Annotated in this window: 29 protein-coding genes, 1 tRNA gene and 1 riboswitch; of the genes, 16 read left to right on the top strand and 14 right to left on the bottom strand. The window is 69.2% G+C overall.

All coding sequences use genetic code 11. From position 1 onward, the window contains the following. The first annotated feature begins 87 nt into the window (after window positions 1-87). Window positions 88-819 carry a helix-turn-helix domain-containing protein gene (locus tag AX018_RS16435; protein WP_111879301.1) on the top strand — a complete coding sequence of 244 codons (732 nt, stop codon included), beginning with the start codon at window positions 88-90 and terminating at the stop codon, window positions 817-819. Between the two features lie 48 nt (window positions 820-867). Here AX018_RS16435 and AX018_RS16440 read toward each other — a convergent pair whose 3' ends face one another. Further along, entirely contained in the window at window positions 868-1,623 is a 756-nt protein-coding gene (locus tag AX018_RS16440) for a hypothetical protein (RefSeq protein ID WP_211322457.1), read from the bottom strand. 353 nt (window positions 1,624-1,976) lie between these two features. Between AX018_RS16440 and AX018_RS16445 the strand changes: the two genes are divergently transcribed. The 9 genes from AX018_RS16445 (at window position 1,977) to AX018_RS16485 (ending at window position 6,362) form a co-directional block, all read left to right on the top strand. Then, window positions 1,977-2,294: an FAD-binding monooxygenase gene (locus tag AX018_RS16445; protein WP_111879304.1), complete on the top strand. Its 318-nt coding sequence runs from the start codon at window positions 1,977-1,979 to the stop codon at window positions 2,292-2,294. A 139-nt stretch (window positions 2,295-2,433) separates the two neighbouring features. Beyond that, window positions 2,434-2,745 carry a R body protein gene (locus AX018_RS16450; protein ID WP_092956276.1) on the top strand — a complete coding sequence of 104 codons (312 nt, stop codon included), beginning with the start codon at window positions 2,434-2,436 and terminating at the stop codon, window positions 2,743-2,745. A gap of 39 nt (window positions 2,746-2,784) precedes the next feature. Further along, window positions 2,785-3,291 carry a hypothetical protein gene (locus tag AX018_RS16455; protein ID WP_111879306.1) on the top strand — a complete coding sequence of 169 codons (507 nt, stop codon included), beginning with the start codon at window positions 2,785-2,787 and terminating at the stop codon, window positions 3,289-3,291. A 62-nt stretch (window positions 3,292-3,353) separates the two neighbouring features. Then, a complete protein-coding gene (locus AX018_RS16460; RefSeq protein WP_111879309.1) occupies window positions 3,354-3,701 on the top strand; it encodes a hypothetical protein in 348 nt (115 codons plus the stop codon). Between the two features lie 28 nt (window positions 3,702-3,729). Further along, window positions 3,730-4,077, top strand: a complete 348-nt coding sequence (locus AX018_RS16465) for a hypothetical protein (protein ID WP_245951601.1) — start codon at window positions 3,730-3,732, stop codon at window positions 4,075-4,077. Continuing rightward, entirely contained in the window at window positions 4,074-4,277 is a 204-nt protein-coding gene (locus AX018_RS16470; protein ID WP_111879312.1) for a Ras family protein, read from the top strand. The genes AX018_RS16465 and AX018_RS16470 overlap by 4 nt, the downstream gene beginning before the upstream one ends. A 1-nt stretch (window position 4,278) precedes the next feature. Further along, window positions 4,279-4,503, top strand: coding sequence for a hypothetical protein (locus AX018_RS16475; RefSeq protein ID WP_111879315.1), 225 nt, complete (start codon window positions 4,279-4,281; stop codon window positions 4,501-4,503). A gap of 19 nt (window positions 4,504-4,522) precedes the next feature. Continuing rightward, the gene (locus tag AX018_RS16480) at window positions 4,523-5,215 is read left to right on the top strand and encodes a hypothetical protein (protein WP_211322458.1); all 693 of its coding nucleotides are present in this window, start codon (window positions 4,523-4,525) and stop codon (window positions 5,213-5,215) included. A 49-nt stretch (window positions 5,216-5,264) separates the two neighbouring features. Further along, window positions 5,265-6,362, top strand: coding sequence for a hypothetical protein (locus AX018_RS16485; RefSeq protein ID WP_111879317.1), 1,098 nt, complete (start codon window positions 5,265-5,267; stop codon window positions 6,360-6,362). Window positions 6,363-6,385: 23 nt separating this feature from the next. On the opposite strand, the gene AX018_RS16490 is transcribed toward AX018_RS16485, so the two are convergent. Then, complete coding sequence (locus AX018_RS16490; RefSeq protein ID WP_111879320.1) at window positions 6,386-7,108, bottom strand: S24 family peptidase; 723 nt, start codon at window positions 7,106-7,108, stop codon at window positions 6,386-6,388. A gap of 91 nt (window positions 7,109-7,199) precedes the next feature. Between AX018_RS16490 and AX018_RS16495 the strand changes: the two genes are divergently transcribed. From AX018_RS16495 to AX018_RS16505, 3 genes are all read left to right on the top strand, one after another. Beyond that, window positions 7,200-7,454: a transcriptional regulator gene (locus tag AX018_RS16495; protein WP_111879323.1), complete on the top strand. Its 255-nt coding sequence runs from the start codon at window positions 7,200-7,202 to the stop codon at window positions 7,452-7,454. Between the two features lie 135 nt (window positions 7,455-7,589). Continuing rightward, entirely contained in the window at window positions 7,590-8,015 is a 426-nt protein-coding gene (locus tag AX018_RS16500; protein ID WP_111879326.1) for a YXWGXW repeat-containing protein, read from the top strand. 143 nt (window positions 8,016-8,158) lie between these two features. Then, a complete protein-coding gene (locus AX018_RS16505) occupies window positions 8,159-9,175 on the top strand; it encodes a Bug family tripartite tricarboxylate transporter substrate binding protein (RefSeq protein ID WP_111879329.1) in 1,017 nt (338 codons plus the stop codon). Between the two features lie 45 nt (window positions 9,176-9,220). On the opposite strand, the gene AX018_RS16510 is transcribed toward AX018_RS16505, so the two are convergent. Beyond that, entirely contained in the window at window positions 9,221-9,799 is a 579-nt protein-coding gene (locus tag AX018_RS16510) for an NAD(P)H-dependent oxidoreductase (protein WP_111879332.1), read from the bottom strand. 71 nt (window positions 9,800-9,870) lie between these two features. Next, window positions 9,871-10,425 (bottom strand): Crp/Fnr family transcriptional regulator, encoded by a 555-nt coding sequence (locus AX018_RS16515; RefSeq protein ID WP_111879335.1) that lies wholly within the window; start codon window positions 10,423-10,425, stop codon window positions 9,871-9,873. 170 nt (window positions 10,426-10,595) lie between these two features. Continuing rightward, window positions 10,596-10,702, top strand: a riboswitch (glycine riboswitch). 95 nt (window positions 10,703-10,797) lie between these two features. Here AX018_RS16515 and AX018_RS16520 point away from each other — a divergent pair. Next, entirely contained in the window at window positions 10,798-12,099 is a 1,302-nt protein-coding gene (locus AX018_RS16520; RefSeq protein ID WP_111879338.1) for a D-amino acid dehydrogenase, read from the top strand. Window positions 12,100-12,216: 117 nt separating this feature from the next. Here AX018_RS16520 and AX018_RS16525 read toward each other — a convergent pair whose 3' ends face one another. Both AX018_RS16525 and AX018_RS16530 read right to left on the bottom strand, forming a co-directional pair. After that, entirely contained in the window at window positions 12,217-13,530 is a 1,314-nt protein-coding gene (locus AX018_RS16525) for an FIST signal transduction protein (RefSeq protein ID WP_111879341.1), read from the bottom strand. Between the two features lie 15 nt (window positions 13,531-13,545). Next, window positions 13,546-14,433 (bottom strand): PhaM family polyhydroxyalkanoate granule multifunctional regulatory protein, encoded by an 888-nt coding sequence (locus tag AX018_RS16530; RefSeq protein ID WP_111879344.1) that lies wholly within the window; start codon window positions 14,431-14,433, stop codon window positions 13,546-13,548. Between the two features lie 338 nt (window positions 14,434-14,771). Here AX018_RS16530 and AX018_RS16535 point away from each other — a divergent pair, with 338 nt between their 5' ends. Beyond that, window positions 14,772-15,242, top strand: coding sequence for an HU family DNA-binding protein (locus tag AX018_RS16535; RefSeq protein WP_111879346.1), 471 nt, complete (start codon window positions 14,772-14,774; stop codon window positions 15,240-15,242). Window positions 15,243-15,426: 184 nt separating this feature from the next. Here AX018_RS16535 and AX018_RS16540 read toward each other — a convergent pair whose 3' ends face one another. Further along, complete coding sequence (locus AX018_RS16540; RefSeq protein WP_111879413.1) at window positions 15,427-16,182, bottom strand: tyrosine-protein phosphatase; 756 nt, start codon at window positions 16,180-16,182, stop codon at window positions 15,427-15,429. A 163-nt stretch (window positions 16,183-16,345) separates the two neighbouring features. Between AX018_RS16540 and AX018_RS16545 the strand changes: the two genes are divergently transcribed. Continuing rightward, window positions 16,346-17,116, top strand: a complete 771-nt coding sequence (locus tag AX018_RS16545; protein ID WP_111879349.1) for a class II aldolase/adducin family protein — start codon at window positions 16,346-16,348, stop codon at window positions 17,114-17,116. A 129-nt stretch (window positions 17,117-17,245) separates the two neighbouring features. Here AX018_RS16545 and AX018_RS16550 read toward each other — a convergent pair whose 3' ends face one another. From AX018_RS16550 to AX018_RS16580, 7 genes are all read right to left on the bottom strand, one after another. Next, the gene (locus AX018_RS16550) at window positions 17,246-17,578 is read right to left on the bottom strand and encodes a DHCW motif cupin fold protein (RefSeq protein ID WP_111879352.1); all 333 of its coding nucleotides are present in this window, start codon (window positions 17,576-17,578) and stop codon (window positions 17,246-17,248) included. Between the two features lie 553 nt (window positions 17,579-18,131). Beyond that, window positions 18,132-18,207: transfer RNA gene (locus AX018_RS16555), tRNA-Phe, on the bottom strand. A 65-nt stretch (window positions 18,208-18,272) separates the two neighbouring features. Further along, entirely contained in the window at window positions 18,273-18,980 is a 708-nt protein-coding gene (locus AX018_RS16560) for a response regulator (RefSeq protein WP_111879355.1), read from the bottom strand. A gap of 38 nt (window positions 18,981-19,018) precedes the next feature. Beyond that, window positions 19,019-21,349 carry a sensor histidine kinase gene (locus AX018_RS16565; protein WP_111879357.1) on the bottom strand — a complete coding sequence of 777 codons (2,331 nt, stop codon included), beginning with the start codon at window positions 21,347-21,349 and terminating at the stop codon, window positions 19,019-19,021. Between the two features lie 2 nt (window positions 21,350-21,351). Next, window positions 21,352-21,888, bottom strand: a complete 537-nt coding sequence (locus AX018_RS16570) for a DUF4390 domain-containing protein (RefSeq protein ID WP_245951607.1) — start codon at window positions 21,886-21,888, stop codon at window positions 21,352-21,354. Window positions 21,889-21,997: 109 nt separating this feature from the next. Next, window positions 21,998-23,335 carry a 16S rRNA (cytosine(967)-C(5))-methyltransferase RsmB gene (gene rsmB / locus AX018_RS16575; RefSeq protein ID WP_245951603.1) on the bottom strand — a complete coding sequence of 446 codons (1,338 nt, stop codon included), beginning with the start codon at window positions 23,333-23,335 and terminating at the stop codon, window positions 21,998-22,000. A gap of 116 nt (window positions 23,336-23,451) precedes the next feature. Then, window positions 23,452-24,030 (bottom strand): LemA family protein, encoded by a 579-nt coding sequence (locus AX018_RS16580; protein WP_111879362.1) that lies wholly within the window; start codon window positions 24,028-24,030, stop codon window positions 23,452-23,454. Between the last annotated feature and the right edge of the window lie 121 nt (window positions 24,031-24,151).

The raw sequence follows: 24,151 nt of genomic DNA on the forward strand, positions 1-24,151 counted from the left end.
GCAGTCTCACGAGCCAGAGGCGGCAAAGCATCGCCCATCGGCACCTGCACACCCAGTCGATTCCCCAAGTATCCATAATCGATACCCATGAGCACCACCGCCGACCTCGTCGCCGCCCTCAAGAAGGAACTCAAGGCCGCCCGCATGACCTATGCCGACCTGGCCCAGGCCCTGGGCATGGCCGAGTCCAGCGTCAAGCGCATGCTGGCCAAGGGCGACATGCCGCTGTCGCGCATCGATGCCATCTGCCGCGCACTGCGGCTGGACTTCGCGGACCTCGCGCGGCGCGTGGCCGACAGCCAGCCCCTGCTGGACCAGCTCACGCTGGAGCAGGAGCGCGCCGTGGTGGCCGACAAGAAGATGCTGCTCATGGCCATCTGCGTGCTGAGCCAGTGGACGCTGGAGCAGATCCTGGGCACCTACCGGCTCTCGGAGGCCGAGGGCATCAAATACCTCGCGCAACTCGACCGCATCGGCATCATCGAGCTGCGGCCCCTGAACCGCTACCGGCTCAAGCTCGCCAAGACCTTCCGCTGGCGCCCCCATGGCCCGGTGATGCACTACTTCCGCGACCATGCCCTGCTCGATTACTTCAGCGGCAGCTTCGGCGGGCCGGGCGAGGGCGTGCTGATGGTGCACGGCGCCATCAGCCGCAGCTTGGCGCCGGCCTTCCAGGAGCGCATCCAGCGCGTGGCCCATGATTTCGCGCAGCAGCATCTGTCCGACCAGCGCCTGCCCGAGGCGGAGCGCGAGGGCTACACCGTGCTGCTGGCCATGCGCCGCTGGGAGTTCGAGGTATTTACCGCGATGCGGCGCTGAAAAGGTGTTCACGAACTGAGCCCGCAGGCGCCAGAAGCGAAGCCCCCGTCAGCGCAGGAATCTCTGGCGCAGGGCGCTGCAGATGCAGGTGGCCAGCTCTTCCTGCTGGTCGATGCCGAACTGGATGGCGCGATCGAAATTGCGCGCCCAGGTGATGCGCCGCAGCGAGGGGTCCACCAGTCGGATCGACGCACGGATGCGCTGGGCATCGATGCGGACGCTGCTCTCGATACAGTGGTGCGCGCCCAGGCGGCGCGGCGGCGTAGCCCTGCCGCCAGCCACTTCCGGCGGCGCCCCCGGCGCCATGAAGACCGTGCCGAACGACTTGAACAGCTGCTCCAGCAGCTCCTCATAGAGGCCGTGTGCGAAGGCCTGCCCGTCCCCCCGCTCCGCGATGTAGTGGATGGGCTGGACCATCAGCAGGCGGGACTGCTCCGGGTCGTCCTTCGCGATGCTCCAGCGCCGGATGGCGGGCATGTAGGTGCCGACGGGAACGCGTATCTCGATGCCGTCCGGGGGCTCGTGCGCCGCGTAATACACCTCCAGCCGCTGCCGCAGGCGCCCCACCTGCACGCGCACGATCGGGTCCTCGGCCGGAACGAAGCGCGCGGGCTCCCGGTCGAACACCTCGATCCCGATCGCGTATTCGTTGGTGTTGCGGCTCTCGCCCGTGATCGCCTGCTCCACGAGGAAGCGCAACAGGCGCTGCATGCGGTGCGCCTTCATGAACGCATCGCTGGCCAGGATCGCGTTGCACGCGGTCCGGATCTCGTCGTCTTTGATTCCCTCGATACCCTGTTTCACAGTGTGTCCCTCATCAATTGCACTACTTGGTCTTTTGTGAGGCAGCCCCGCGCCACACCCCTCCCGCACGGCGCGGTCCGGCATGGAACCGGAAAAGGCTCCCGCAAAAGCTTCGCACGAATCGGGAAGTAACAAACGGGGAAACAGGGGTATCGGCCGGCCCGATACGCAGGCCTGCGAAGCACGGAAATCCAGGTATCGCGCAGAGGGAGCGCGGCCCCCCGGGCCTTGTTACGGTAACGGGCCCGGGCGGTTAACCGTAACGATACTTTTCCGTGCGGGAAGCCGGAAATAAGATGCCTTCCGGCTCGAAAGATCGCCGCGACAAAACATCAAATTCATTGGAGGGTTCCATGCCAGATTCGCTTCCGGCCGAGGTCATCCAGGCCATCGCGATATCGAACGCGAAATCCATCGGAGAGCAGCCGGCCATCCTGGCGAACCTCGCGCTGGCGCAGCAGATCTTCAACCAGAACATGCAGCAGCAGATCGCGCTGAGCCAGCAGCAGGCCATGAACCAGGTGCAGATGGCCGCCACGGCCAAGAGCATCGCCATGATCGACAACTGCAAGAACCAGGGCGCCATCGACCAGATGGTCAAGGACGTCGAGAAGCTGATCCGCGACATGGATCTGCTGCAGATGCAGAACAAGCCCGCCGGCAAAGGCTGACGCCCGGGCCTGCCGACTTCACCGAATGCGCTTCGCCCCGTCCGCCCGGACGGGAGCGGAAAACATCCTCCCCATCCCGGGGCGGCGGTAGGTTAGCCGCCATTTCACACACCAATCTGATCAACGAGGAGAAAACACCATGGCTTTGAACGAAGAAGTAGTGAGCGCAGTCGCCATCGGCAACCTGAAGGCGATTTCGGAACAGCCCGCGATGCTGTCCAACCTGGCCTACTCGAACACGGTGGCCAACACCAACCTGTCGCAGCAGAACGCGGTCGCCAACCAGCAGGCCATGAACGAGCTGGGCATCTCCATCGTCGCCAAGGCCTCCAACACGGTGAGCAACCTCGGCCCGCTGGAAGCCCGCTCCGCCGTGGACATCCTGACCAACAACGAGCTGGCGCAGACCATCGCCGACATGAAGGCCACGCTGCAGGCCTTCAAGGGTTGATAAACAGGGTCTCATCGGGCCTGAAACGGAGGGCAGAACATGCTTGACGAACAAGTGGTGAGTGCGGTCGCGATCGGCAATCTGAAAGCGATTTCGGAGCAGCCGGCGATGTTGTCCAACCTCGCGTACTCCAACGTGGTGACCACCAACAACCTGGGGCAGCAGAACGCCGTGTCGAACCAGCGGGCGGTCGGCGAACTGGGGCTGCCGCTGGTGGCCAAGGCCACCAACACGATCAGCAACATCGGCCCCCTGGAGGCCCGCTCCGCGGTGGATGTGCTGACGAACGACGAGCTCGCGCAGACCATCGCCGATCTCAAGGCCGTGGTGGACGCGTTCGCCGGCGCGGGCGGCAAGGTGCCCGGGGGGCTTCTGAAGCGGCTCAGGGGACTGATCGACGTGGGCCTGCGGCTGGAAGGCGACATGGTCGTCGTGCCACCGGAGCTCACGCCGATCCTGATCCCTGGCAGCATCGCCAAGGAAGATATCCAGATCGTTATCGAGAACCGGGGCGTGATCATCAAGGTCAAGCCCACCGGCCGGTAAACGTCCAAGGGTGACAGCGGGGCGGCCCACAGGCTGCCCCGCTTCTTTGCGAGGGAGCAAACATGGGAAGCATTGAAATCAAGGTGGCCAACCAGCCGCAGGGCCTGCCCGGCGAGGTGACCGAGGCCGTCGCGCTGACCGGCGTGGCCACGGCACAGCAGCCCGCGAACCTGTCGAACCTGGCCTACGCCAATCAGGTCACCAGCAACAACCTGAGCGCGCAGAACCAGGTCGCCCGCCAGGACGCCATGAACCGGCTGCACTACTCGATCCTGGCGCAGGCCGTGAACCAGGTGCAAGACCTGCAGCCCGTCACGGCGCGGTCCAGCGTGGCGGCGTTCACCGACAACGAAACGGCCCAGGCGCTCGCGGACCTGAGGGCGGTCATCGGGTCGTTCTCCGGCCGCTGAGCGCGGGGGCCAGCAGGAGCACAACGGCATGCAACACACCACCCAACCCATGGCGCCCATGGAGCAGCACAACCGCCTGCTCATGGCCCAGATCGAAGGCCGGCTGCGCAGCGGCTTCGACGCGGCGCTGAGCAGCGGCGACTACTACGTGATCCGCAACAAGGGCACGGGCGTCCTCTCGGTGCTGGCATCGACCACCATCCAGGACGACCACGACTGCGTGCTCGGCCCCAAGCCGTTCGCGCAGTGCATCGAGTTCGTCAACTCCTCCGTGGTCACGCGGATGGCTGAATCCGACGGCTGGACGCCGGCGGCCAGCGCCCTGCCGCCATCGCCCGCCACGCAGGAACACGCCACCGAGGGAGCCGCCCCATGAGCCAGCCGGAATCCATCGAGGAACTGGGCAAGGCCGTCGAGGACATCGCCATATCGATGACCAAGGTGGCCACGAACATCGCCCTGCTGGGCGTGGAAGGCAATGCCGACGAGCAGATGCGCATCATCACCGAAGAGAACAACAAGGTGCTGGACTACATCCGCAAGCTCTACAACCTGCCTCCCGCGCCAGGGGGCTGACATGGCGGCCACCGGCTCGATCGTCGATGCGCCGCTCGCCGCGGCGGGCGCGCTGAACGCCGTGGCGCTTCCGCGCGCCGAGGCGTCCTACACGCTGATGGTGCAGGTGCTGCAGAGCGAGCAGCCCTCCCCGCTGATCTTCGGGTCGCTGGCCCTGAGCGCCAGCGCGATCACCCAGAGCCTGGCGCTGTACGAGACGACCATGGCCCGGGGCCATGCCGGCTGACGCGCGCAGCGGAACCCCCATGCCGCGCCCCGATCCCCTATGGCGCCCGCTGCCGGAGCAGGTGGTGGTCGTGGCCTTTCCCACCGCCTGCACGCAGGCCGCCTGGCCCGGCGCCGCGGGCGCGCCCGCGAGCTTCTTCATCGTGCAGGCCCCCACCGAGGACATCACGCTGCCGCAAAGCGACCTGGGCTGGCTGCGGCTGTCGCAGCCCGAGCCCATCGCGCCAGGCTGGAGCCGGGTGGCCTACCAAGCCGACGACAACACCCTGGACGCGCGCAGCGTGCCGGTGCCCGTGGTCGTGCGGCAACACCGCTATGCGGTGGAGTTCCTGCAGCAGGCCGGGCTGCTGGTGCAGACGGAGATGGTGCGCGTGCTGAATTCGCCGCTGAACATCGACTGCCTGATGGCGGTGATGTTCATCGCCAGCCTCATCAAGAAGATTCCGGTGCCGCCCATCAAGGTGATCGTCACGGTGCTCGCGGTGCTCGCGCTCATCGCGCTGGGCATGGCCGTCTCGCTGCTGCGGCACAGCTTCGCGGGCGTGCCCGAGCCCCGGCCCCTGTCCACCGACACGAATGGCGTGCCCATCACCGTGGTGCCCGGCGTCTCCGTCTCGCAGGGCCTGCCGCTGGCGCAGGTGCCGGCCGAGGACCAGACCATCGCGCTGCAGACCCTCAAGGAAATCTACTGGCTGCTCAAGCAGGTCGCGTGATGCCCGCGCCCCGTTTCCCCCATCCCCCAAGAGAGAAAGAGAGGTCTCCGTGCCCATCACCATCGAAGAAATCCTGCAGAACACCGCCGCCTACACCGCGATCCTGCCGCTGAGCTACATGGTTCCCACCTTCTACCCCACGCCGCCCGGCAAAGTGGAACCCTCCAGCGGCGCGCCCCGCATCCGCCTGGACGACCCCGACCTGCAGGCGCGCGCCCAGCGCCTGGTCAACGTGCTCTTCTGGACCGCCACCACCTACCAGAACCTGGACGGCATGACGGACGGCAGGACACTGAAGGTCTTCATCGCACCGGAGTTCTACTTCCGCAAGGCATCCCGGCAAGAGACCGACAACGTCCAGTTCCTGCGCGACACGAGTTTCGGCTCATATCCCGAGGATGCCCGCTACGTGCTGGCCGAGGCGCTGTACGGCGCGATCCTGGGCTCGTCGCTGTTCCGGGACTGGCTCATCGTCGCGGGCACGGTCTGCTCTGTGCTGCCCATGCAGGACGCCCACCGCCTGAACCTGCTCAACACCGCGATCATGCTGCGCGGCCAGCGCGCCCGCCAGGATGCCAGCGTGCCCTACGTCCTGATGGAGAAGCACTACATCTCGCATATCGACGGTCCGCCGCAGGACTGGCACGCCAACCTCGACCCGTCCACCACTTACAGCTTCCAGCTCAACCCCGACCAGAACCTGGACAACCTGATCTACTGGGACCAGATGACGGTGGGGCTGGAGGTGTGCCTGGACCACGCCAAGCAGGTCGCGGCGAACGCCATGAACACCCTGAGCCAGACACTGGGGCCGCAGGCGAAGGCCCTGGACCTGCAACTGGTCACGTCCTGCGGCATGACCATCGTCCAGCAAGCCGTGGCGGTGGCCGACGGCGCCCTCATCCTGCTCACGGACGGCATGTCCCACCTCCAGCACCTGCAGGAGCCGGTCTTCGAGATCGGCCGCTACGATGCGGCCGCGAACACCACGAAACTGATCGACCGCAGCAGCTTCCAGTTCACCGAACTACCGCTGCACGAGGACTACCAGGTGGACTACCTCCAGGGCCTCTACAGCAAGAAGGGCCTGCGCCAGGGCGTGTGGGCCGCCAAGGCGGCACTGCCCCTGCGCACGACCACCCCCTGACGGCAGGGGCGCGGGCCCGGCGCTCACAGCGTCTCGCTGTGCACGTGCACCACGCGGCCGATGAGCCGCGCGGCGGGCTCGGTCAGTTGCTTGCGCGGAAAGCGCAGCGCGTTCTCCGCCGCGAGCCACCAGGCGCCGCTGTCGCGCACGACGCGGCGCACCAGGCACGCGCCTTCGTAGTCCACCACGAACACCCGCCCATCGGCCGGCGCGGGCTCGCGCGTGTCCACCGTCACCACGTCGCCGGCATGCAGCGAGGGCTGCATGCTGTCGTCGCCGATCGCCACGGCGATCAGGTCCCGCGCGCGCAGGCCCCGGCGCTCCAGCCAGTCGTGGGTGAGCGCGACGGACGGGATGTCCCCGCCCCCGGCATGGCGGCCCGAGGCCGTGGCCCGTTCCGCGTCGCCACGCCAACGCAGCACGGCCTGCGGCTGCACGGGCAGCAGCAGGACGGCATCGGCCACGGCGGAGGCATTCATCGGGTTCGCGTACGGATGGGCCGGCTCGCCGGCGTGCACCGGCGCGGACGCGGCGGGATGGAACCAGCCCCGCATGCCGCGCAGGGCCTCGATGGCCCGCACGGTCTTGTCCGACACGGCGCGCGAACCGGACAGCATCTGGCGCACGAAAGCGCCATCGCGGTAGCCCAGCATGCGCCCGAGCGCGGTCACGTTGCCGCCCGTCAGGTGGGCCACGGCCTGCTCAAGCCGCTGCCGCCGATAGAGTTGCAACGCGGTTTCGTCCATGGGCTCGAAAAGTAGCACGCGCTACAGTTGCGCATGCTACTTTCCAAAAATAGAATCCAGAGCAATTGCTACTTTCCATGCTGCGGACACCATGACGCTGCACGAATACCTCCAGCTGCACGATGCCCTGAGCGTGCGCGAACTGCGGTTCCGAATGGCGCAGTATGGCTCTCCCATCAAGAGCGATGCGCAGATCCGGCAATGGCAGCACGGCTATGCCCGGCGGATGCCGTCGCCCCCGAACTGCGTGGCCATCGAACACGCCACGGACGGCCGCGTCACGCGCCAGGACCTGCGCCCGCACGACTGGGCATCGATCTGGCCCGAGCTGGCCAAGGCGGGCTGACGCGGCCCCGAAACACCTGCTCACACTGCTTCGCGCAGTGGCGACACGGGCTTGACGAAGCGCCCGGAAGATGGCGACATGGCGAGCGGATGCCACGCACCGCCCGCCATCCCTTCGCTTCACAAGGAGACCTCCATGACCACCCGCAAGGCCCTCTCCCTCACCGCCGCCTCCATCGCCCTGGCCTCGGTCCTGGGCACCGTGACCACCGCGGCCCGCGCGGCCACCAGCGCCACGGTGATCGTGCAGTCCGGCCCGCAATACGTGCCCGCCGCGCCCATGGTGGTGCAATATCCGGCGCCGCCGGCCCCGCGCTATGAGCGCGTGCCGCCGCCCCGGCGCGGCATGGTCTGGGAACAGGGCCACTGGGAATGGCGCGGCCATCGCCACGTGTGGGTGCCGGGCCACTGGCTGCGCGCACGGCCGGGCTATGCCTACCGCCAGCCGGCCTGGGTGCAGAACGACGGACGCTGGGAAATGCGCCGCGGCGGCTGGGACCGCGACGGCGACGGCGTTCCCAACCGCTACGACCGCCGGCCCGACAACCCCTACCGCCGCTGAGCCGGCCCAGCCGGGGCCATATCGATATAGGGGCACGGCATGAAGCCTTGCCCACAATGGCGCATCCATGGCCCGGGCAACGGGGGGCCGCCCCGGCGGCGGCATCCCCGGGCCCGCAGCCGTCCTCCCCCAAGGATCTCCCGATGCGCCGATACCTCTCCTCTTCCTGGCCCGCCGCCGCCACGCTCGCTGTCGCGGCCTGGGCCGCCGGCCTTGCGGCCACGGCCCATACGGCCGACGCCGCCACCGGCTGGCCGCGCCAGCCCATCACCCTGGTCATGGGATTTCCCGCCGGCTCCGGGATCGACGTGGTGGCGCGCGCCGTGCAGGAGCCGCTGGGCCAGAAGCTCGGCCAGCCGGTCATCATCGACTACAAGTCCGGCGCGGCCGGCAACATCGCCAGCGAAGCCGTGGCGCGCGCGAAGCCGGACGGCTACACCCTCGTCTTCGGCACGGCGGCCACGCACGGCAGCAACGCCGCGCTCTACAAGAAGCTGCCCTTCGACGTGGAGACCGATTTCGCCCCCGTGGGCACGCTCATCGACGTGTCGAACGTGCTCACCATCAACCCCGACGTGATCGGCGCGAAGACCCTGCAGGAATTCGTCGAAACCGTGAAGGCCCACCCCGGCCGGTACAACTACGCCTCCACCGGCAACGGCGCGGGCACGCACATGGCGTTCGCCGAGTTCAACGCGCGGCTGGGCCTCGACATGGTCCACGTGCCCTACAAGGGCGGCCCCGAGGCCATCGCCTCGGTGGTGCGCGGCGAGACCTGCTGCATCATGAACCAGGTGCAGACCGTGCTGCCGCACTACCAGGCCGGCAAAGTGCGCCTGCTGGGCGTGACCACGGCCCGGCCGGTGGCGGCCGTGAAGGAGGTGCCCACGATCGCGTCGAGCGGCCTGCCCGGCACGAAGGGCTTCGACAGCTCGATCTGGTTCGGCATCTTCGCGCCCCGGGGCACCGACGACGCCGTGGTGCGCAGGCTCAACGCCGCGCTGCGCGAGGTGCTGGAGCAGCCCGAGATCCGCCAGCGCTTCGAATCGCAGGGCAACACGGTGCGCATCGAGACGCCCGGGCAGTTCGCCCGGACCGTGCACCAGGACCGCGCCAAATGGGCGCAGGTGGTGAAAGACGCCCGGATCAGCATCGACTGATCGCCGCGCAAGGTGCGCCCCGGCGGCCCGTTGCGCGGGCGCCCGCTACGCCGCGAACATCGCAGCCACCTGGTCCAGCCAGGCCTGGCGCCTGGCATCCGTGGCATGGCTGACCGGCGACAGGGCCACCCACTCCACCTTGCGCACGCCGCACTTGCGCAGCGTGCCGCGCACCAGGGCACGCTGCACGGCGTCTCCGTACAGCCAGCGGTAGGCCCATTTGGGCGTGTTCATCGTGGTCACGACGACGGCGCGCTCGATGTGGGTCAGGTGCCCCTTCATGCCGAACCGGGCAGGCTCATACGCCCAGCCCTTGGTGAACACCTTGTCGATGAAGCCCTTGAGCAGCGCCGGCATGACCTCCCACCAGATGGGGAAGATGAAAACCAGTTGCCGGGCCGCGTCGATGCGCTCCTGGTAGCGGGAAACGGCCGGATCGGCGCTCTGGCCCCGGGCATACACGGCCAGATCCGCGCCCCGCATGGCGGGATCGAAGTTCTCCTCGTCCAGGTGCAGGCGGTCCACGGTGTGGCCGGCTTTTTCGAGCTGCTGCACGACGCGCCGGTACAGCGCGTGGCAATAGCTCTTGGAATACGGGTGGGCCAGGATGACCAGGGTATGCATGTGCGCTCCATCGGCAGTGGTGTGATGCAGCGATGGTGAAAGGTGCGCGGCACGCCGTCATTAACAAAGGTTCAGGGGCCAGGCGCTGGCGGGGATTCCCTCAATTTGCGACGGATCCGGCTGAGGTGCACGGCGCTGACGCCCAGGTAGGCGGCCAGGATGTGCAGGGGAATGCGATCGAGCCGCTGGTGGTGCGTTGCCTGCAGCGCGCGGTAACGCTCGGTCGGCGAGTCGGCAATGGCGCTCGCGTAGAGGTTGACGTAATGGATGAGCCGCTGCTGCATCAGGGCCTGCAGATCGGCCTGCAGCGTGGCGTCCGCCGCGGCGAGCGCCTTGATGGCCGCCCCGTCCACCACGCGCAGGCGGCAGGGCTCGATGGTGGCCAGGAACAGGGCGCTCGGGCGGCCGGTCAGGAAACTCTCCAGCGAACAGACCACCTCGCCCTCGAAGAAGAACTGGGTGCTGGTCTCCCGCCCCTGGGCATCGATCAGATAGAGCCGCGCGCACCCCTGCTCGATCAGGTAGAGGCGCTGCGCCACGTCCCCTGCGTGCAGCAGCACGTGGCGCGCATCGGCATGGTGGCGGGCACCGGATTCCAGGAAATAGTCGCGGAGGGCTTCTTGCATGGGGGCGCAGGGCATTGTGCATGAGGGGGCCTGATGCCCGGCACCGCCCGCGGGGTAGGAAGAACGCCGGAACACGCCCTAGAATGAGCGCCGCAGGAGAGCGAACGGGCCCACCCGTTCCACCGAAGGCGCAAACTCCCATGCACGCTCAGGTCCCGTACTGCACACCATCACGGCCGTCTGGAGAGCCGCCACGCCACGTGGCGCACCGAAGGAGCAAGCCCCGCGCAGGTCGCGCGGGGTGAATCTCTCAGGTACCAAGGACAGGGGGAGCGGCAGCCAGGCTTCGCGGCCGCCGGCTGTTTGCTATTGAATTCATAGCAGCCAGCGCACGCTTTGCCTCGACATCCCTTGAAAAAGGCTTGTGACACCATGCGCGTGACCGTTCTCGGTGCCGGTTTGCTCGGCACCACCTCCGCCTACTTCCTCCAGCAACTCGGCCACGAAGTGACCGTCATCGACCGCCAGGCCGCGCCCGGCGCCGAGACCAGCTTCGCCAACGGCGGCCAGATCTCGGTGAGCCACGCCGAGCCCTGGGCCAATCCCGGCGCCCCGCTCAAGGTCCTGAAATGGCTCGGCCGCGAGGATGCCCCCCTGCTCCTGCGGCTGCGCGCCGACCCGGGCCTGTGGCGCTGGGGCCTCGCGTTCCTGCGCGAATGCACGCCCGCGCGCACGCGCCACAACATCGGGCAGATCGTGCGCCTGGGCACCTACAGCCGCGAGACGCTGCAGCAGCTGCGCCGCGACCTGGGGCTCGACTACGCGCAGCGCACCCAGGGCATCCTGCACTTCTACACCGATGCCCGGGAGTTCGACGCGGCCCTCGCCCCGGCCGAGCAGATGCGCCAGCTCGGCTGCGAGCGCCGCGTGGTGAGCGCCGACGAGGCCGTGCGCATCGAGCCCGCCCTGGCGCACATCCGCCCCCGGCTGGCCGGCGCCACCTACACGGCGGCCGACGAGTCGGGCGATGCCCATGCCTTCACGCGCGAGCTGGCGCTGCGGGCCGGGCAGGCGGGCGTGCACTTTCGCTTCGGCTGCCACGCCACCGCGCTGCGCGCGGCCGGCGGCCGCATCGACCACGTGGAGATCACGGACGCCGAGGGCCGCTTCGAGCGCGTGGAAGCCGACGCCTACGTGCTGGCCATGGGCTCGTTCAGCCCCCTGCTGGCCGCCCCGCTGGGCCTGCGCCTGCCCATCTACCCCGCCAAGGGCTACTCGGTGACCCTGCCCGTGCGCGACCCGATGGCGGCCTACGAGGTGAGCCTGACGGACGACGAGCACAAGCTGGTGTTCTCCCGCTACACCGGCGCGCAGGGCGACCGCATGCGCATCGCCGGCACGGCCGAGCTGGGCGGCTACGGGCGCGACCTGAACCGCGTGCGCTGCGAGGCGATCATGCGGCGCGTGGAGCAGCTCTTTCCCGGCGCGGGCGACATGGACCAGGCGCAGTTCTGGACCGGCCTGCGCCCGGCCACGCCCGGCAACGTGCCCCTCATCGGCAGGACGAAGCTGCCCAACCTGTTCCTCAACACCGGCCACGGCACGCTGGGCTGGACGCACGCCTGCGGCTCGGGCCGCTCCATCGCGCGCATCGTCAGCGGGCTCGCGCCCGAGGTGGACTTCGCCTTCACCGGCCTGGAGCGCGGCGGGCGGGCCGCACTGGCGGCGGCGTGACGCACGGCCCCGGCGGGAAGCGCCACCGCATCCGCTACATTTTCAATAGCAAACTATTGAGTATTTACGGCGACATGACGCCTGAAACACCTGAAGCCGCAGCCTGCGGCACGGTTTTCAGTCGCGCCAGCCCTCGCAGGTGAACACCGTGAGCACGCCCGTGTAGCCGTAGAGCCGATGGTGGGCGATCTCTCCGCCCGCGAAGAAGCCCGCCAGCGGCACGTCGCCCAGCGCGTGGCGCACGATCTGCAGCTCCGCGCTGGGCCCGCCGAAATGCGGACCGCCCCGGCCCGAGCAGCTCACGTAGATCGCCCCGAGGATCGTGCGCTCGGGCATGCCGTCGGTGGCATGCGCCAGGGCCTGCATCAGCGCCGCGCGCTCGCCGCCCGCCGGGGGCGGCGGGGCGGCGGGCTCCTGCGCCTCGGGCGCAAGCTCCTCGCGGATCTCGGCGCAGATGCGCATCAGGTCGGCCCGCGCGGCTGCCACGTTGCGCTGGCAGAACGCGAGCCGCATGCCCTCCTCCACCCGCTCGGCCAGCGCCACGCCCTGGCGCAGCGGATCGAGCCCCACGAGGTGGCGCACCCGCACGTCGGTGCCGAAATGCCCCGTGCGCCCCGTGGGCTGCACGCCCGCGTCCACCAGGCCCGCCAGCGTGGCGCGCAGGGCCCGCAGCGCGGGCTGCGGATCGCCGTCGAGCGTGATGCCCAGCGTGCCCAGCAGCACGTCGAGCGCGGGCTGGCCGTCCAACTCCAGCACCACGTTGTCCTGCGCGCGCGTGATCTCCGCGAACGGGCCCACCGGCTGGCAACCCTGCGTGACGCGCGAGAGCAGCCCCACGCCGGGCCCGAACGCCACGCCCGAGAGCCCGCCGCCGAACACGCCGCGCGCCGCGCCCTGGCCCGCGATGTTGCCGTTGCCCCCCACCGCGAACTGCACGCTGCGCGAGCGGCTCGCCGCGACGCCGCCGAAGAGGTAGCCCGAGGCCGTTCGGTCCGACATCTCGGCCACCAGCTCCGCGAGGTCCGGCGTCTCGCCGTCGGCATGCACCAGCGCGGTGTGCGGCACGAAGCCCCCGCCCGCCGCGCCGCTGCGCGCGAGCGGCGCCACGCCCGAGAACACGCGGTACTGGTCCGCCGGCAGGTCCAGCAGCATCACCGAGAGCGCCGGCTCGTCGAAGTATTCGGCATTGTTGGCCGCCACGCCCACGCCCACCGTGCCGCTCCAGTCGGTCACCTCGGGCAGCTCGGCGGAGAGGAAATCGAGCAGCGCCTCGGCCTCGTCCGCGTAGTGGTCGGTGATGTAGAGCAGGCCCAGCGTGGGCGCGCTGGCGTAGTGCGGCAGGGCCATCTGCGCGCGCAGCTGGGCCAGCACCAGCGATGCGCCCATGCGCCACTGCGGATGGGTGGCATGGCCGTTGGGGAAGAGCTTCATGGCCGGCCCCACCCGTCAGCCGCGCGGCGCGCGGCGCGCCTGGGGCTTGGGCGCCGCGGCGGGGGCCGGCGCCGTCGCGGCCCGGCCCTTCGCGCGCGGCGCCTTCTGCGGCGCGGCGGACGCACCGGCCGCCGCGCCGCCCTTCGCGGGCTTCGCCGGCCGCGCGGACCTGGCCGGGCGCGCGGGGGATGGTGACGACGGGGGCGCGCCGGCCGAAGCCTTGCGCGCGGCATCCTGCATGCCTTGCATGCCCTGCGCGGCGAACTGCGTGGCCATGTCCGTCGCGGTCTTCAGGGCCCCGGCCGCCATGTCGCGCGTCGCATCCATGGAGGGAAGGCTGGACATGTCGCTCATGGCGTTCGCCGCGATCTGCTGGAACTGGCCCGTGAGCGCAGACCACCACTGCAAGGGGTCCACCACGCCGGGCCGGGCCTCCTGCTCGCCGGCCGGGTCCGCTGCGCCGGACGGGGGCGGCCCGGATGGGGGCGCGGCCTCTTCGGCGGCCGGTGCCGGCGCGGCGGCAGGGCGCGCGAACGGGTCAGGCCGCTCGGGGACCGGCGCCTCGGGGGCCGCGCGCGATGTGAAGGCGTTCGCGAGATCGCCCATCGCCACGTTCATGCCCTGCAGCGTGGACAGCGTCATCTTCTGCACTTCCAGCGCCTGCACCGTGGCGGTCAGCGCGCGGGAGTTCTGCTCCAGCCAGAACTGCACGGCCTTCAACTCCTGGATGCGTTTGTCCAGCTCCTCCACGCTGATCGTGGGTGCCACCCAGCCCGAGAGCGGAGGCATCTGCGGCATGCCCGCGGCCGCGCCCTTGGCGAGGTTCTGCAGGAAATCGAAGCCCGGCACGAAACGGCCGAAGCCGAACGGGGAGGTGTCATGGGGGGGGTTGCTGCTGCTCATGGCCGATTCTTCCTTCGGTGCGGTGCACCAGGGTGCACGCGGTTGCGCCCGTCGCCTCCGAGTCTCCACGGGGTCTGCCACGGCGCGGACGGTGGATGCAGCTTAACGCGATTGCCAGGGCACACCAACGCGGCCGCCCCAGTGCCCGCGCGGCCTGTGGGCACATGGCCCGGCAAGGCACGGCGCACGCGCATCGCGGGCTCCGGCGCCAGCATTCATGCCCTTTGCAGCGGTGTATGCGCCTGCAACCCGCACCACGGGCCGGCAAACCCCCTAGAATCCGCCGACCAGCCTCTGTCTGGAACCTTCATCACTTCATACACGAGAAAACCGACACCATGGCAACTGCAAAGAAAACCGCCGCCGCTCCGGCCAAGAAAGCCGCCGCCCCCGCGGTGAAGAAGGCCGCCGCGCCGGCCAAGAAGGCCGCTCCCGCGAAAAAGGCGGCGCCCGCCAAGAAGGCCGCAGCCCCCAAGGCCGCTCCCGCCGCGCTCAAGCCCCTGAAGGCCACGTTCACCAAGACCTCCCTGATCGCCCACCTGGCCGAGCAGTCGGGCGTGGAGCCCAAGGCCGCCAAGGCCGTGCTGGCCGCGCTGGAAGCCACGATCCTGGGCGCGGTGCACAAGAAGGGCGCCGGCGAATTCACGCTGCCCGGCCTGATGAAGATCGGCCTGCAGCAAGTGCCCGCCAAGAAGAAGCGCTTCGGCAAGGACCCCTTCACGGGCACCGAGCGCTGGTTCCCCGCCAAGCCCGCATCGGTCAAGATCAAGACCCGCGCGCTGAAGAAGCTCAAGGACGCGACCCTCTGAGGTCCATCCGGAGCGCGGTGCGCTGAACACGAAAGCCGGTGCGATGCACCGGCTTTTTTCATCGCCGGGCCGCCCCAAGATGAAAAACACCCCCTCGGGGGGCAGCGACCCCGCGAAGCGGGAGAGCGTGGGGACATTTTTCATGCCCGTGCGCGCGGCCCGCGGCTCCGCTGCACGGCTCCCTTCAAGCCCGGGGCAGCAGATAGAGCTGCATGAGCCTCTCGCGCTCCACCGGCCCCACGCCCAGGCTGCGCTCCAGATAGCGCTCCACGCCGCCATGGTCCGCATCCACCGCATCCAGCGCCGCATCGAGGAAATCCTCCTGCACGCGCCACAGCACGTTGAGCACCTCGTCGGGCGCCGAGCCCAGCAACTGCGCCGGCCGGCGATACAGGCCGTTGGTGAGCAGGTAGTCCTGCATCACCACATCGCGCGGCACACCCAGCGCCAGCAAAATCATCGCGGCCGCGAAGCCCGTGCGGTCCTTGCCCGCCGTGCAATGGAACACGAGCGGCGCATCGCTCTCCAGCAGATGCGTGAACAGCGCGGCGAACTCCGGCGCGTTGCTCGCGACGAAGGCACGGTAGGTGTCGCGCATCAGCTCGGTCGCGACCGCGGGCGTCATCTCGTGGCCCGACAGCGCCATCTCCTTCATGCGCTGCAGCACGATGGGCTCGATCGACAGCGCGTGGTAGGCCACGTCGGGCAAGGCATAGGGCAGCGTGGCCCGCTCGTGCGTCCCCCGGAAATCCACCGCACGCCGCAGCCCCAGCGCGGCAACCGCGCGCGCATCCTCGGGCGTGAGCCCGGCCAGGTGGTCGGAGCGGAAGATGCGCCGCCACCGCACGCGCCGCCCGTCCCGGCCCGCATAGCCGCCCAGATCGCGGAAATTGGTGGCACCGGCAAGATTCAGGGATCGGGTATAGGTGGCATCGTCCATGCCAGCCACTGTATGCCAGACACACGCGCCGCACGGTAACGCGAAGCACAATGGACCGGCGCGGCCGGCGCCCTGGATCCCGTGTCATCTGCTGGACACGCCGCGCGCCGCCGCCGGCCTACAGTGCGCGGCACCGCCGCTTGTCGTGAAAGAGGAGAGACCCATGCCCACAGCACCCGCCGATGCCGGATTGCAGCGCTCCGTATCGCCCGAGGAATGGCAGTTGCGCGTCGATCTCGCCGCGTGCTACCGGCTGGTCGCGCTGCACGGCTGGAGCGACCTCGTCTTCACGCACATCAGCGCGCGCATCCCCGGCCCCGAGCACCACTTCCTCATCAATCCCTATGGCTGGATGTTCGACGAAATCACCGCGTCCAGCCTGGTCAAGGTGGACATGGAATGCCGCAAGGTGATCGACTCGCCCCACCCCGTGAACCCGGCGGGCTTCGTCATCCACAGCGCCATCCATGCCGTGCGCCAGGACGTGCAGTGCGTGCTCCACACCCATACCCGCGCGGGCGTGGCCGTGAGCGCGCAGCGCGGGGGCGTGCTGCCCATCAGCCAGCAATCCACCTTCGTGCTGGCCTCGCTCGCGTACCACGACTACGAAGGCGTGGCGATCCGCGACGACGAGAAAGCCCGGCTGCAGGCCGACCTGGGCCGCGCCAACTTCCTCATGCTGCGCAACCACGGCCTGCTCACCTGCGGCAAAACGGTGGCCGACGCCTTCCTGGCGATGTACACCTTCGAGAGCGCCTGCCAGATCCAGATCGCGGCCCAGGCCGGCGGCAATGATCTCGTGCCCGTGGACCCGGCCATCATCGAGGGCGTGGGGCATGCGATGAAAGTACAGACAGGCGGGATGGGCGGCGGCTTCGCATGGCCCGCGCTGATCCGCAGGCTGGACCGCATCGACCCGGGGTACCGGCACTGACGGCTTCAGGGCCCATTTGCGATTTGCGGCGAGGCACGCCCTTCCGGCGCCCCGCACAGATTTGCGTTTGCGATCAGGACGAAAAACACGGCGAAGCCGCGCAGCCCTCTCCTGGATTGCGAAACCGCATCAATCCACGATGAACAACCTGGCGCCCACCTGGGTCGATGAACGATGCGCCGCATCGCCGAAATCTGAAACCTGGTAGCTCATCCCTGCCGTGAGCGTGAACCGCCGGCCATCCTTCAATTCCGTTTCCAGTTCGCCTTCAAGCACCAGCAGGACATGCCCCCGGTCGCACCAGTGGTCTGCCAGGTAGCCGGCGGAATACTCCACGCAACGGATGCGCACATCCCCCACGGTCTGGGTGCGCCAGAGCGCCATGCCGCTTTCTCCCGGGTGCTCGGTCGCGGGCACGGCGGACCAATCGGTCACGGTAAACGGCAGGGTCGGAATCTTCATGGTCGGATGCTTGGTCGTTGGCAGAAAAAATCGGGCCGCCTCGTCCGTGCGCAAAGGGCTGAGGAGCCCGGTCAGGCCGGCATGGTGGCCTGACGGGCGAGCACCGATGGTAGTGCGCCTGCGCGCCTGCAAACGGGGAAATCCCCCCTCCGTCCCCCGCCCTCACATATGTGCAGCACGGGCGCCATGCGCTCCCGATCGCAGGCAGCCATGCCGCCGCAGCTGCGGGGATGCCCATCACGACCGTGCGCACAGGCATGCGCGTGGAGTCCCGTCAGATGCGCGAAAACTGCCGCCCCGCTCCTGAAAAAACCCCATGGCCAATTTCTACACAAGGCGGCCCCGGTATCTTCTCCTGCCCGGCAAGCCCCATCGAAGCCGTGGCGCTGAGGCGGAAAGACTCCCGGCAAAAAACAGGCTCGGCTCTCAGCCTGTGTATGGCTCAACGGTTGCGCGCGGTCTTCAAAGCCCCGCACAAGCCCCCATCCCCGGGCTACACACCGGCCTCGGAAACAAAAAAGCCCATCACGATGGATGGGCTTTTGAGAATGTTTGGTGGCCTGGGACGGAATCGAACCATCGACACGCGGATTTTCAATCCGCTGCTCTACCAACTGAGCTACCGGGCCTAAGCCTTGAATTATAGCCAGAAAAACAGCGCCTCTGGCCAAAGCCGCGATTTTTTTGAAATCGCCTACTGGTTGCGCTTGTTGCGCCCCAAATCCACGCCCAGCTGGCGCAGCTTGCGGTAGAGATGGGTGCGCTCCAGGCCCGTCTTTTCCGCAACGCGCGTCATGGAGCCGCCCTCGCGGGCCAGGTGGAACTCGAAATAGGCCTTCTCGAAGCCGTCGCGTGCCTCGCGCAGGGGACGGTCCAGATCGAAGCCCTGGTGGGAATTGGGGCCGCTGTTCGCCACGGCCTGGACCATGGCGGCCGCGACCGAAGGCATGTGCACCACATCCAGCGAGGAGAGCGGCAGGGCCGCCGCAGGAACGGACGCCGTTGCGGCCGCCACGGGGGCATTGGCGGGTGGCGCGGCGGTGCGGGCCAGCCCCTGCTCCACGGCCTTGAGCAGCTTTTGCAGGGTGATGGGCTTTTCCAGGAACGAGAAGGCGCCGATGCGCGTGGCCTCGACGGCGGTATCGATGGTGGCGTGGCCGCTCATCATGATCACCGGCATGGTCAGGCTGCCCGCCGTGGCCCATTCCTTGAGAAGGGATACGCCATCCGTGTCGGGCATCCAGATGTCGAGCAGCACGAGATCGTAGGCATTGGTGGCGCGGGCGACCCGGGCCTGGGTGGCGTTTTCCGCCAGATCCACGCTGTGGCCTTCATCGTTCAGGATTTCGGACAGCAGGTCGCGGATGCCGAGTTCGTCGTCGACCACCAATATGTTTGCCATGTGTTCGTATGCTGCGTCTTGCTGCGTGTAACTTGTTGTTAATGCACCACGGAGGTTTCAGGGGCGAATGATAGCGACACTTGCGCGCCCCGGACCACACCATCGTCCACACGATTGGAAAGATCGATCCGCGCCCCGTGTTCATCAGCGATTTTCTTCACCACGGCCAGCCCCAGGCCGGTTCCCCGCGGTTTGGTGGTGACATACGGCTCGAAGGCCCGTTGGAGGATGTTGGCCGGGAACCCGGTGCCGGCATCGCTCACCGTGAGCCGCACGCGCCGCGAGGTTTCGCTCCAGCGGGTGGCGATGCGCACGGGGGCCGCGGGCACACCCTGCTCACGCGCCCTCTGCTCGCTCGCGTCCTGGGCGTTCTGCAGCAGGTTGTGGATGACCTGGCGCAGTTGCTGCGCGTCCCCGGCGATCCGGGGGCACCGCGGGTCCAGCTCGGATTCGACGGGCACGGTGGCGTTCTCCGCCCCATAGAGATGGAGGACATCGGCCACGAGCGCATTCAGGTCCAGCCGCTGCAGTTCCGCCGCCGGCAGGCGCGCGTAGTCGCGGAACTCGTTGACCAGGCGCTTCATCGCGTCCACCTGCTCGACGATGGTCTTGACCGATTTGGCAAGCACCGCCTCTTCCGCCGCGCCCAGCTTGCCGGCGAGCTTCATCTCCAGCCGCTCGGCCGAGAGCTGGATGGGCGTGAGCGGGTTCTTGATTTCGTGGGCCAGGCGCCGGGCCACCTCGCCCCAGGCCTGCGCGCGCTGGGCCGAGACGATCTCGGAGATGTCGTCGAACACCAACAGCCGCAGGGCATCGGGCAGCTCCGCCCCCCGGGCGACCAGGCTGGTGCCATGGCCGGGATGGCCACCGTGCCCCGAATCCGCCGCGCCAGCGGCGGTGGCGGGGTGCAGGTCGAATGGATGCTGCCAGTGGTCCAGGCCATGCTGCTCCCGGTCGCCCAGGAAAGCGTCGAAATGCGCCTGCACGGCGGCCGCGAAGGACGCCAGCCCGGGCACCTCCGCCAGCGGCCGGCCTTCGAAGGCGGCCATGGGAGCGCGCAGGATCCGCGTAGCGCCGGGGTTGGTGGACCGGATGCGGCCCTGGGCATCCAGCACGATCACGCCGGCCGTGAGGTTGTCCAGGATGGTCTGCAGGCGCGCCCGCGCCGAATCGACCTCGACCATGCTGCGCTCCACGGCCGTGCGCGCATCGGCCAGTTGCTGCGTCATGACCGCGAAGGAGCGCGTGAGCCCGCCCAGCTCGTCGCTGGTCTGCAGCACGGCCTTGGGACTCAGGTTACCCGAGGCGACCTCGCGCACGCCCTCGGCCAGCACGAGCAGGGGCCGCGCGAGCTGCCGGCCCAGCAGCACGGCCAGCAGCACCGCGCCGAACACGGCCAGGAACAGGCTGAGCGTGAGGGTGCCGATGTACATGCGCCGCAGGCCGCCCCGCGCCAGCGCGCGCTCCTGGTACTCGCGGTTCGCCTCCTGAACGGCCACGGCATTGGCCACCACCACCTGCGGCAGGCGCAGGGTGGCCTGCAGATAGCGCGGCTCGGCCAGCAGGCCGACGCTGGCCGATCCGACCGCCACCAGGGTCTTCACGCGGGCGTTCTGCACGGCGTTGGGGTCGGAAACGTCGTCCAGGCCCTCGATCTGGAAAGCCGAGCGCTGCTGGCGCGCGTTGCGCAGCAAGGGCGCGGCCGGGCGCTCGGGGTTGAGCTCGAAGCGCGATTGCCCGGCGCTCGCGATGGGCTGCCCGGCGGCACTGAAGAGCACGACGTCCGTGGCGCCGAGCTGGTCCCGGATGCGCTCCAGCACGAGGCCCGCCGCCGCATCCGGCACCTGGGCCAGCTGGACGCTGGCCGCGCGCGTCTGCGCGGCCATGTCGCTCGCCAGGGTGTCGAGCGTGGCGCGGGCCAGGCTCACGCCCGCAGTGAGCGCCCCCTCCACCTTCACGTCGAACCAGCTCTCGATGGAGCGGGAGACGAACTGGTAGGACACCACGTAGATCAGCAGCCCGGGCACCAGCCCCACGAACGCGAAGATGCCGGCGAGCTTGACCAGCAGCCGGCTGCCGAAGCGCCCGCGCCGCAGGCGCACCGCCAGCCGCACGGCCACCCACACCAGCACGGCGAAGAGCAGCAGCGCCACGAGCACGTTCAGGCCGAAGAGCCATGCGTAGTTGCGTTCGTAGAGCGCCCGGTGGTTGGTCGACACCGTGAGCAGGAACAGCAGCACGAGGCCGATGGCGCCCATGATGGCCACGCCCACACCCAGCCCCCAGCGGGCGGCGCGCGTCTGGCGGGTGCTGCGGGCCGCCGCGGCCTCGGTTCCGGACACGGGTCCGGGCGGGGGAGTCGTGGGCATGGCTATGGCTCCGCAGACAGGCGCTCGGTGCGCGAGAGGGTCAGATCCCAGCCGTTGCGGCCCATGGCGCCGATCTGGAACGGCCGGGGCAGTTGCGACATGTCGAGCCGGAAGCGGAAATGCACGACGTGCGCCGCCTGCCGGTCGATCTCATCGGCATCGGCGATCTTCCAGCGGGAGATGCGCTGCATTGCGGCCATCGCGTCTCCGAGTTCATCGTAGCTCTGGCCCAGCACCACGCCCAGGCCGCTGTGGGCGAACGGCACGGACGACTGGTTGAGGCGCCATCGGCGCGTGAGCGGCTGGTAGCTCAGCCGCAGATAGCGCACGGCACTGGCGACGGTCTTGTCCGACCAGTACCAGCGCTCCCGCAGCACGTCGGCCTCCGCGATGAAATAGACCGAGATGCCCTTGAAGAGCGCGTCCTCCGCCAGATCGGGCAACTCGAAACGCGTGACGGCGGAGAGGTACAGGCCGCTGTCGGAGGCATCCAGCCGCAACTCGGGCACGTCGCCCCCGGTCTGCGCGGTCGCCGGCATCGCCGCCCCGAGCCAGAGCGCCACGCACACCGCGAACGCATGCAGCCAGCCCACCCGGCCGGAGAGCGGGGCCCGCCCGCGCCGTCGCCCGCCGCGCCCGGCGCGGAGGTCATCCAGGACGCTTGCCCAGAAGTGCGTAAAAGAATCCGTCATGCTCACCAGAACGATTCTCCGGGACGTCGCCGCCGTTGCCGGGCTCTGCGGGCAGCAAATGTCCGGGCGAGGGCAGCAAATCGGCATCAGTGTTGTTCGCAAGAAACGCCTGCACCTGGTCCTCGCCCTCGGCGCGGAAGACGGAGCAGGTGCAGTACAGCAGCCGGCCGCCCGGCCTGAGCAGCGGCCAGAGCGTGGCCAGCAGCCGGGCCTGCTGCCCCGCGAGCTGCGCGATGTCCGACGGCCGGCGCAGCCAGCGCACGTCCGGATGCCGGCGCACGATGCCCGAGGCGGTGCAGGGCGCATCCAGCAAGATGGCATCGAACGGCTCGCCGCCCGAGGCATCCTGCCACCAGTCCTGCGGACGCCCGGCATCGGCCACCAGCACCTGGGCCCGCAGGCCGAGGCGCTGCAAGGTCTCGTCGATGCGGGTGCTGCGCACGGGATCGATCTCCAGCGCGGTCACACGCACCGGGGATGCCGCGCCGGCGTATTCGAGCAGATGCGCGGTCTTGCCGCCGGGCGCGGCGCAGGCATCGAGCACCCGCAGCGGCCGGGCCAGGTCCAGCCCCGCCAGCAGCAGGGGCGCCGCCTGCTGCGCGGCCAGATCCTGCACCGACACCCAGCCCTCGGCGAAGCCGGGCAGGCGCTGGACCGGCTGGGGTGTCTGCAGGACGACGCCGGCATCGCCCACTCCATTTGCTACCAAATCAATAGCAGACAATGCAGCCAAATAGGCGACGTGGTCCACTTTTTGCCGATTGATCCGCAGCGCCATGGGCGCGTGGCCGTTGTTGGCGTGCAGGATCTGCTGCCAGTGCCCGGGATGGTCCTGGCGCAATCGATCGATCCACCATGCCGGGTGGTTCCAGCGCGCGACCGGATCGGCATCGGTCGCGGCCACCAGGGCATCGCGCTCGCGCAGAAAGCGCCGCAGGCAGGCATTCACGAACGCCGCCTGGCCCCGCGTGGCGGGATGGCGCTTGGCGGCCTCCACGGCCTGGTTGACGAGGGTGAACGGTTCATAGGGCGCCAGCTCGGGCGCCCACCCCAGCGCCAGGGCCGTGCACAGCAGTGCATCCACCCGGGGCTTGGGCCGGCGCGGCGCGAGCAACGCCCGCAGGGCCTCGGCGCGGCCCAACTGCCGCAAGGCCTGGAACAGCAAGGCCTGGACGCCGGCACGCAGCGCGGGGTCCACCGCGGCCATCGCGGCAGTGCCCGACTGCCCACCCCGCACGGCCAGCAGCGCATCGGCAACGGCATCGAGCTGCCGCCACAGGGCGACGGGTTCCATGGAGGGGCGGGGGCGCGAAGCGCGCGGATCGGACGGTGGCATGGGCAAAGGCCCGGGCGGGCCGCGATGGATGGGAAAAAGAGAGGGGGAGCGGGCGAACGGAAGGCGCGCGCCGATCACAAAGGCCGCGCGGCATGGAAGCCGAACAGCCACGCGAGCAGCCGCGCTGGAAACTGGCCGATCGCGCGGTTGTACACGGCCACGGCATCATTGAACTGCCCCATGGCCTGGGCATTCTGCGCGGACAGCTCCTGCCAGCGCTGCTCCCACAGCGCCAGCGCATCGCCTTGCGGCACGGGGGGCGCATCCTGCGCGGCAGGGCCCTGCGCATCGGCCGGCACGTCCCGTGGTTCGCGGGCAACGCGCACCATGGCCGCCCAGGCGTTCTGCAGCACCTCCCGCCCCGCCGCCAGCGCGGCTGCGGCTCCGGCGTCGAGCGGCCGGGCCCGCGCCACGGCCAGGCAGGCCCCGAACTGCGTGGCGGCGGCCCACAGCGCGGTGCGCGACTCGGCCTGCCCCTCGGGGGCGGGGCTCATCGCGGCCTCGTACTCGCCGAGCATGCTCGTCATGCGCACGAGGTGCACGTCCAGCCCGCCGAACGCTTGGATCGCCGCGGAGCGGAGCCGGACGAGCCGGTTGTAGGCCCCCACCGCCCAGAACAGCAGCACGGCCAGAAGAATCCAGGTAGTCAGCATCGCAACGATCTTGCCCGGTGGCGGAACACGCGCACGTGCGCGTTGCCCGCCTGGCCCGGCGAAGGAGAGAGAAAGAAACCGGCCCGCCTGGAAAAACGCTCCCGGCCTGCCGTAGCGACAG

The organism is Paracidovorax anthurii (assembly GCF_003269065.1).
Lineage (GTDB): Bacteria > Pseudomonadota > Gammaproteobacteria > Burkholderiales > Burkholderiaceae_C > Paracidovorax > Paracidovorax anthurii.

What these genes read in the sequence shown, in the direction of transcription:
- AX018_RS16460 (WP_111879309.1), top strand. Translation starts at nt 3,354, where the DNA reads ATGGGAAGCATTGAAATCAAGGTGGCCAACCAGCCGCAGGGCCTGCCC.
- AX018_RS16500 (WP_111879326.1), top strand. Translation starts at nt 7,590, where the DNA reads ATGACCACCCGCAAGGCCCTCTCCCTCACCGCCGCCTCCATCGCCCTG.
- AX018_RS16445 (WP_111879304.1), top strand. Translation starts at nt 1,977, where the DNA reads ATGCCAGATTCGCTTCCGGCCGAGGTCATCCAGGCCATCGCGATATCG.
- AX018_RS16455 (WP_111879306.1), top strand. Translation starts at nt 2,785, where the DNA reads ATGCTTGACGAACAAGTGGTGAGTGCGGTCGCGATCGGCAATCTGAAA.
- AX018_RS16525 (WP_111879341.1), bottom strand. Translation starts at nt 13,530, where the DNA reads ATGAAGCTCTTCCCCAACGGCCATGCCACCCATCCGCAGTGGCGCATG.
- AX018_RS16545 (WP_111879349.1), top strand. Translation starts at nt 16,346, where the DNA reads ATGCCCACAGCACCCGCCGATGCCGGATTGCAGCGCTCCGTATCGCCC.
- AX018_RS16540 (WP_111879413.1), bottom strand. Translation starts at nt 16,182, where the DNA reads ATGGACGATGCCACCTATACCCGATCCCTGAATCTTGCCGGTGCCACC.
- AX018_RS16495 (WP_111879323.1), top strand. Translation starts at nt 7,200, where the DNA reads ATGACGCTGCACGAATACCTCCAGCTGCACGATGCCCTGAGCGTGCGC.
- AX018_RS16450 (WP_092956276.1), top strand. Translation starts at nt 2,434, where the DNA reads ATGGCTTTGAACGAAGAAGTAGTGAGCGCAGTCGCCATCGGCAACCTG.
- AX018_RS16565 (WP_111879357.1), bottom strand. Translation starts at nt 21,349, where the DNA reads ATGCCCACGACTCCCCCGCCCGGACCCGTGTCCGGAACCGAGGCCGCG.
- AX018_RS16475 (WP_111879315.1), top strand. Translation starts at nt 4,279, where the DNA reads ATGGCGGCCACCGGCTCGATCGTCGATGCGCCGCTCGCCGCGGCGGGC.
- AX018_RS16515 (WP_111879335.1), bottom strand. Translation starts at nt 10,425, where the DNA reads ATGCAAGAAGCCCTCCGCGACTATTTCCTGGAATCCGGTGCCCGCCAC.
- AX018_RS16505 (WP_111879329.1), top strand. Translation starts at nt 8,159, where the DNA reads ATGCGCCGATACCTCTCCTCTTCCTGGCCCGCCGCCGCCACGCTCGCT.
- AX018_RS16530 (WP_111879344.1), bottom strand. Translation starts at nt 14,433, where the DNA reads ATGAGCAGCAGCAACCCCCCCCATGACACCTCCCCGTTCGGCTTCGGC.
- rsmB (WP_245951603.1), bottom strand. Translation starts at nt 23,335, where the DNA reads ATGGAACCCGTCGCCCTGTGGCGGCAGCTCGATGCCGTTGCCGATGCG.
- AX018_RS16490 (WP_111879320.1), bottom strand. Translation starts at nt 7,108, where the DNA reads ATGGACGAAACCGCGTTGCAACTCTATCGGCGGCAGCGGCTTGAGCAG.
- AX018_RS16560 (WP_111879355.1), bottom strand. Translation starts at nt 18,980, where the DNA reads ATGGCAAACATATTGGTGGTCGACGACGAACTCGGCATCCGCGACCTG.
- AX018_RS16470 (WP_111879312.1), top strand. Translation starts at nt 4,074, where the DNA reads ATGAGCCAGCCGGAATCCATCGAGGAACTGGGCAAGGCCGTCGAGGAC.
- AX018_RS16480 (WP_211322458.1), top strand. Translation starts at nt 4,523, where the DNA reads ATGCCGCGCCCCGATCCCCTATGGCGCCCGCTGCCGGAGCAGGTGGTG.
- AX018_RS16465 (WP_245951601.1), top strand. Translation starts at nt 3,730, where the DNA reads ATGCAACACACCACCCAACCCATGGCGCCCATGGAGCAGCACAACCGC.
- AX018_RS16580 (WP_111879362.1), bottom strand. Translation starts at nt 24,030, where the DNA reads ATGCTGACTACCTGGATTCTTCTGGCCGTGCTGCTGTTCTGGGCGGTG.
- AX018_RS16550 (WP_111879352.1), bottom strand. Translation starts at nt 17,578, where the DNA reads ATGAAGATTCCGACCCTGCCGTTTACCGTGACCGATTGGTCCGCCGTG.
- AX018_RS16510 (WP_111879332.1), bottom strand. Translation starts at nt 9,799, where the DNA reads ATGCATACCCTGGTCATCCTGGCCCACCCGTATTCCAAGAGCTATTGC.
- AX018_RS16520 (WP_111879338.1), top strand. Translation starts at nt 10,798, where the DNA reads ATGCGCGTGACCGTTCTCGGTGCCGGTTTGCTCGGCACCACCTCCGCC.
- AX018_RS16570 (WP_245951607.1), bottom strand. Translation starts at nt 21,888, where the DNA reads ATGCCGGCGACCGCGCAGACCGGGGGCGACGTGCCCGAGTTGCGGCTG.
- AX018_RS16535 (WP_111879346.1), top strand. Translation starts at nt 14,772, where the DNA reads ATGGCAACTGCAAAGAAAACCGCCGCCGCTCCGGCCAAGAAAGCCGCC.
- AX018_RS16435 (WP_111879301.1), top strand. Translation starts at nt 88, where the DNA reads ATGAGCACCACCGCCGACCTCGTCGCCGCCCTCAAGAAGGAACTCAAG.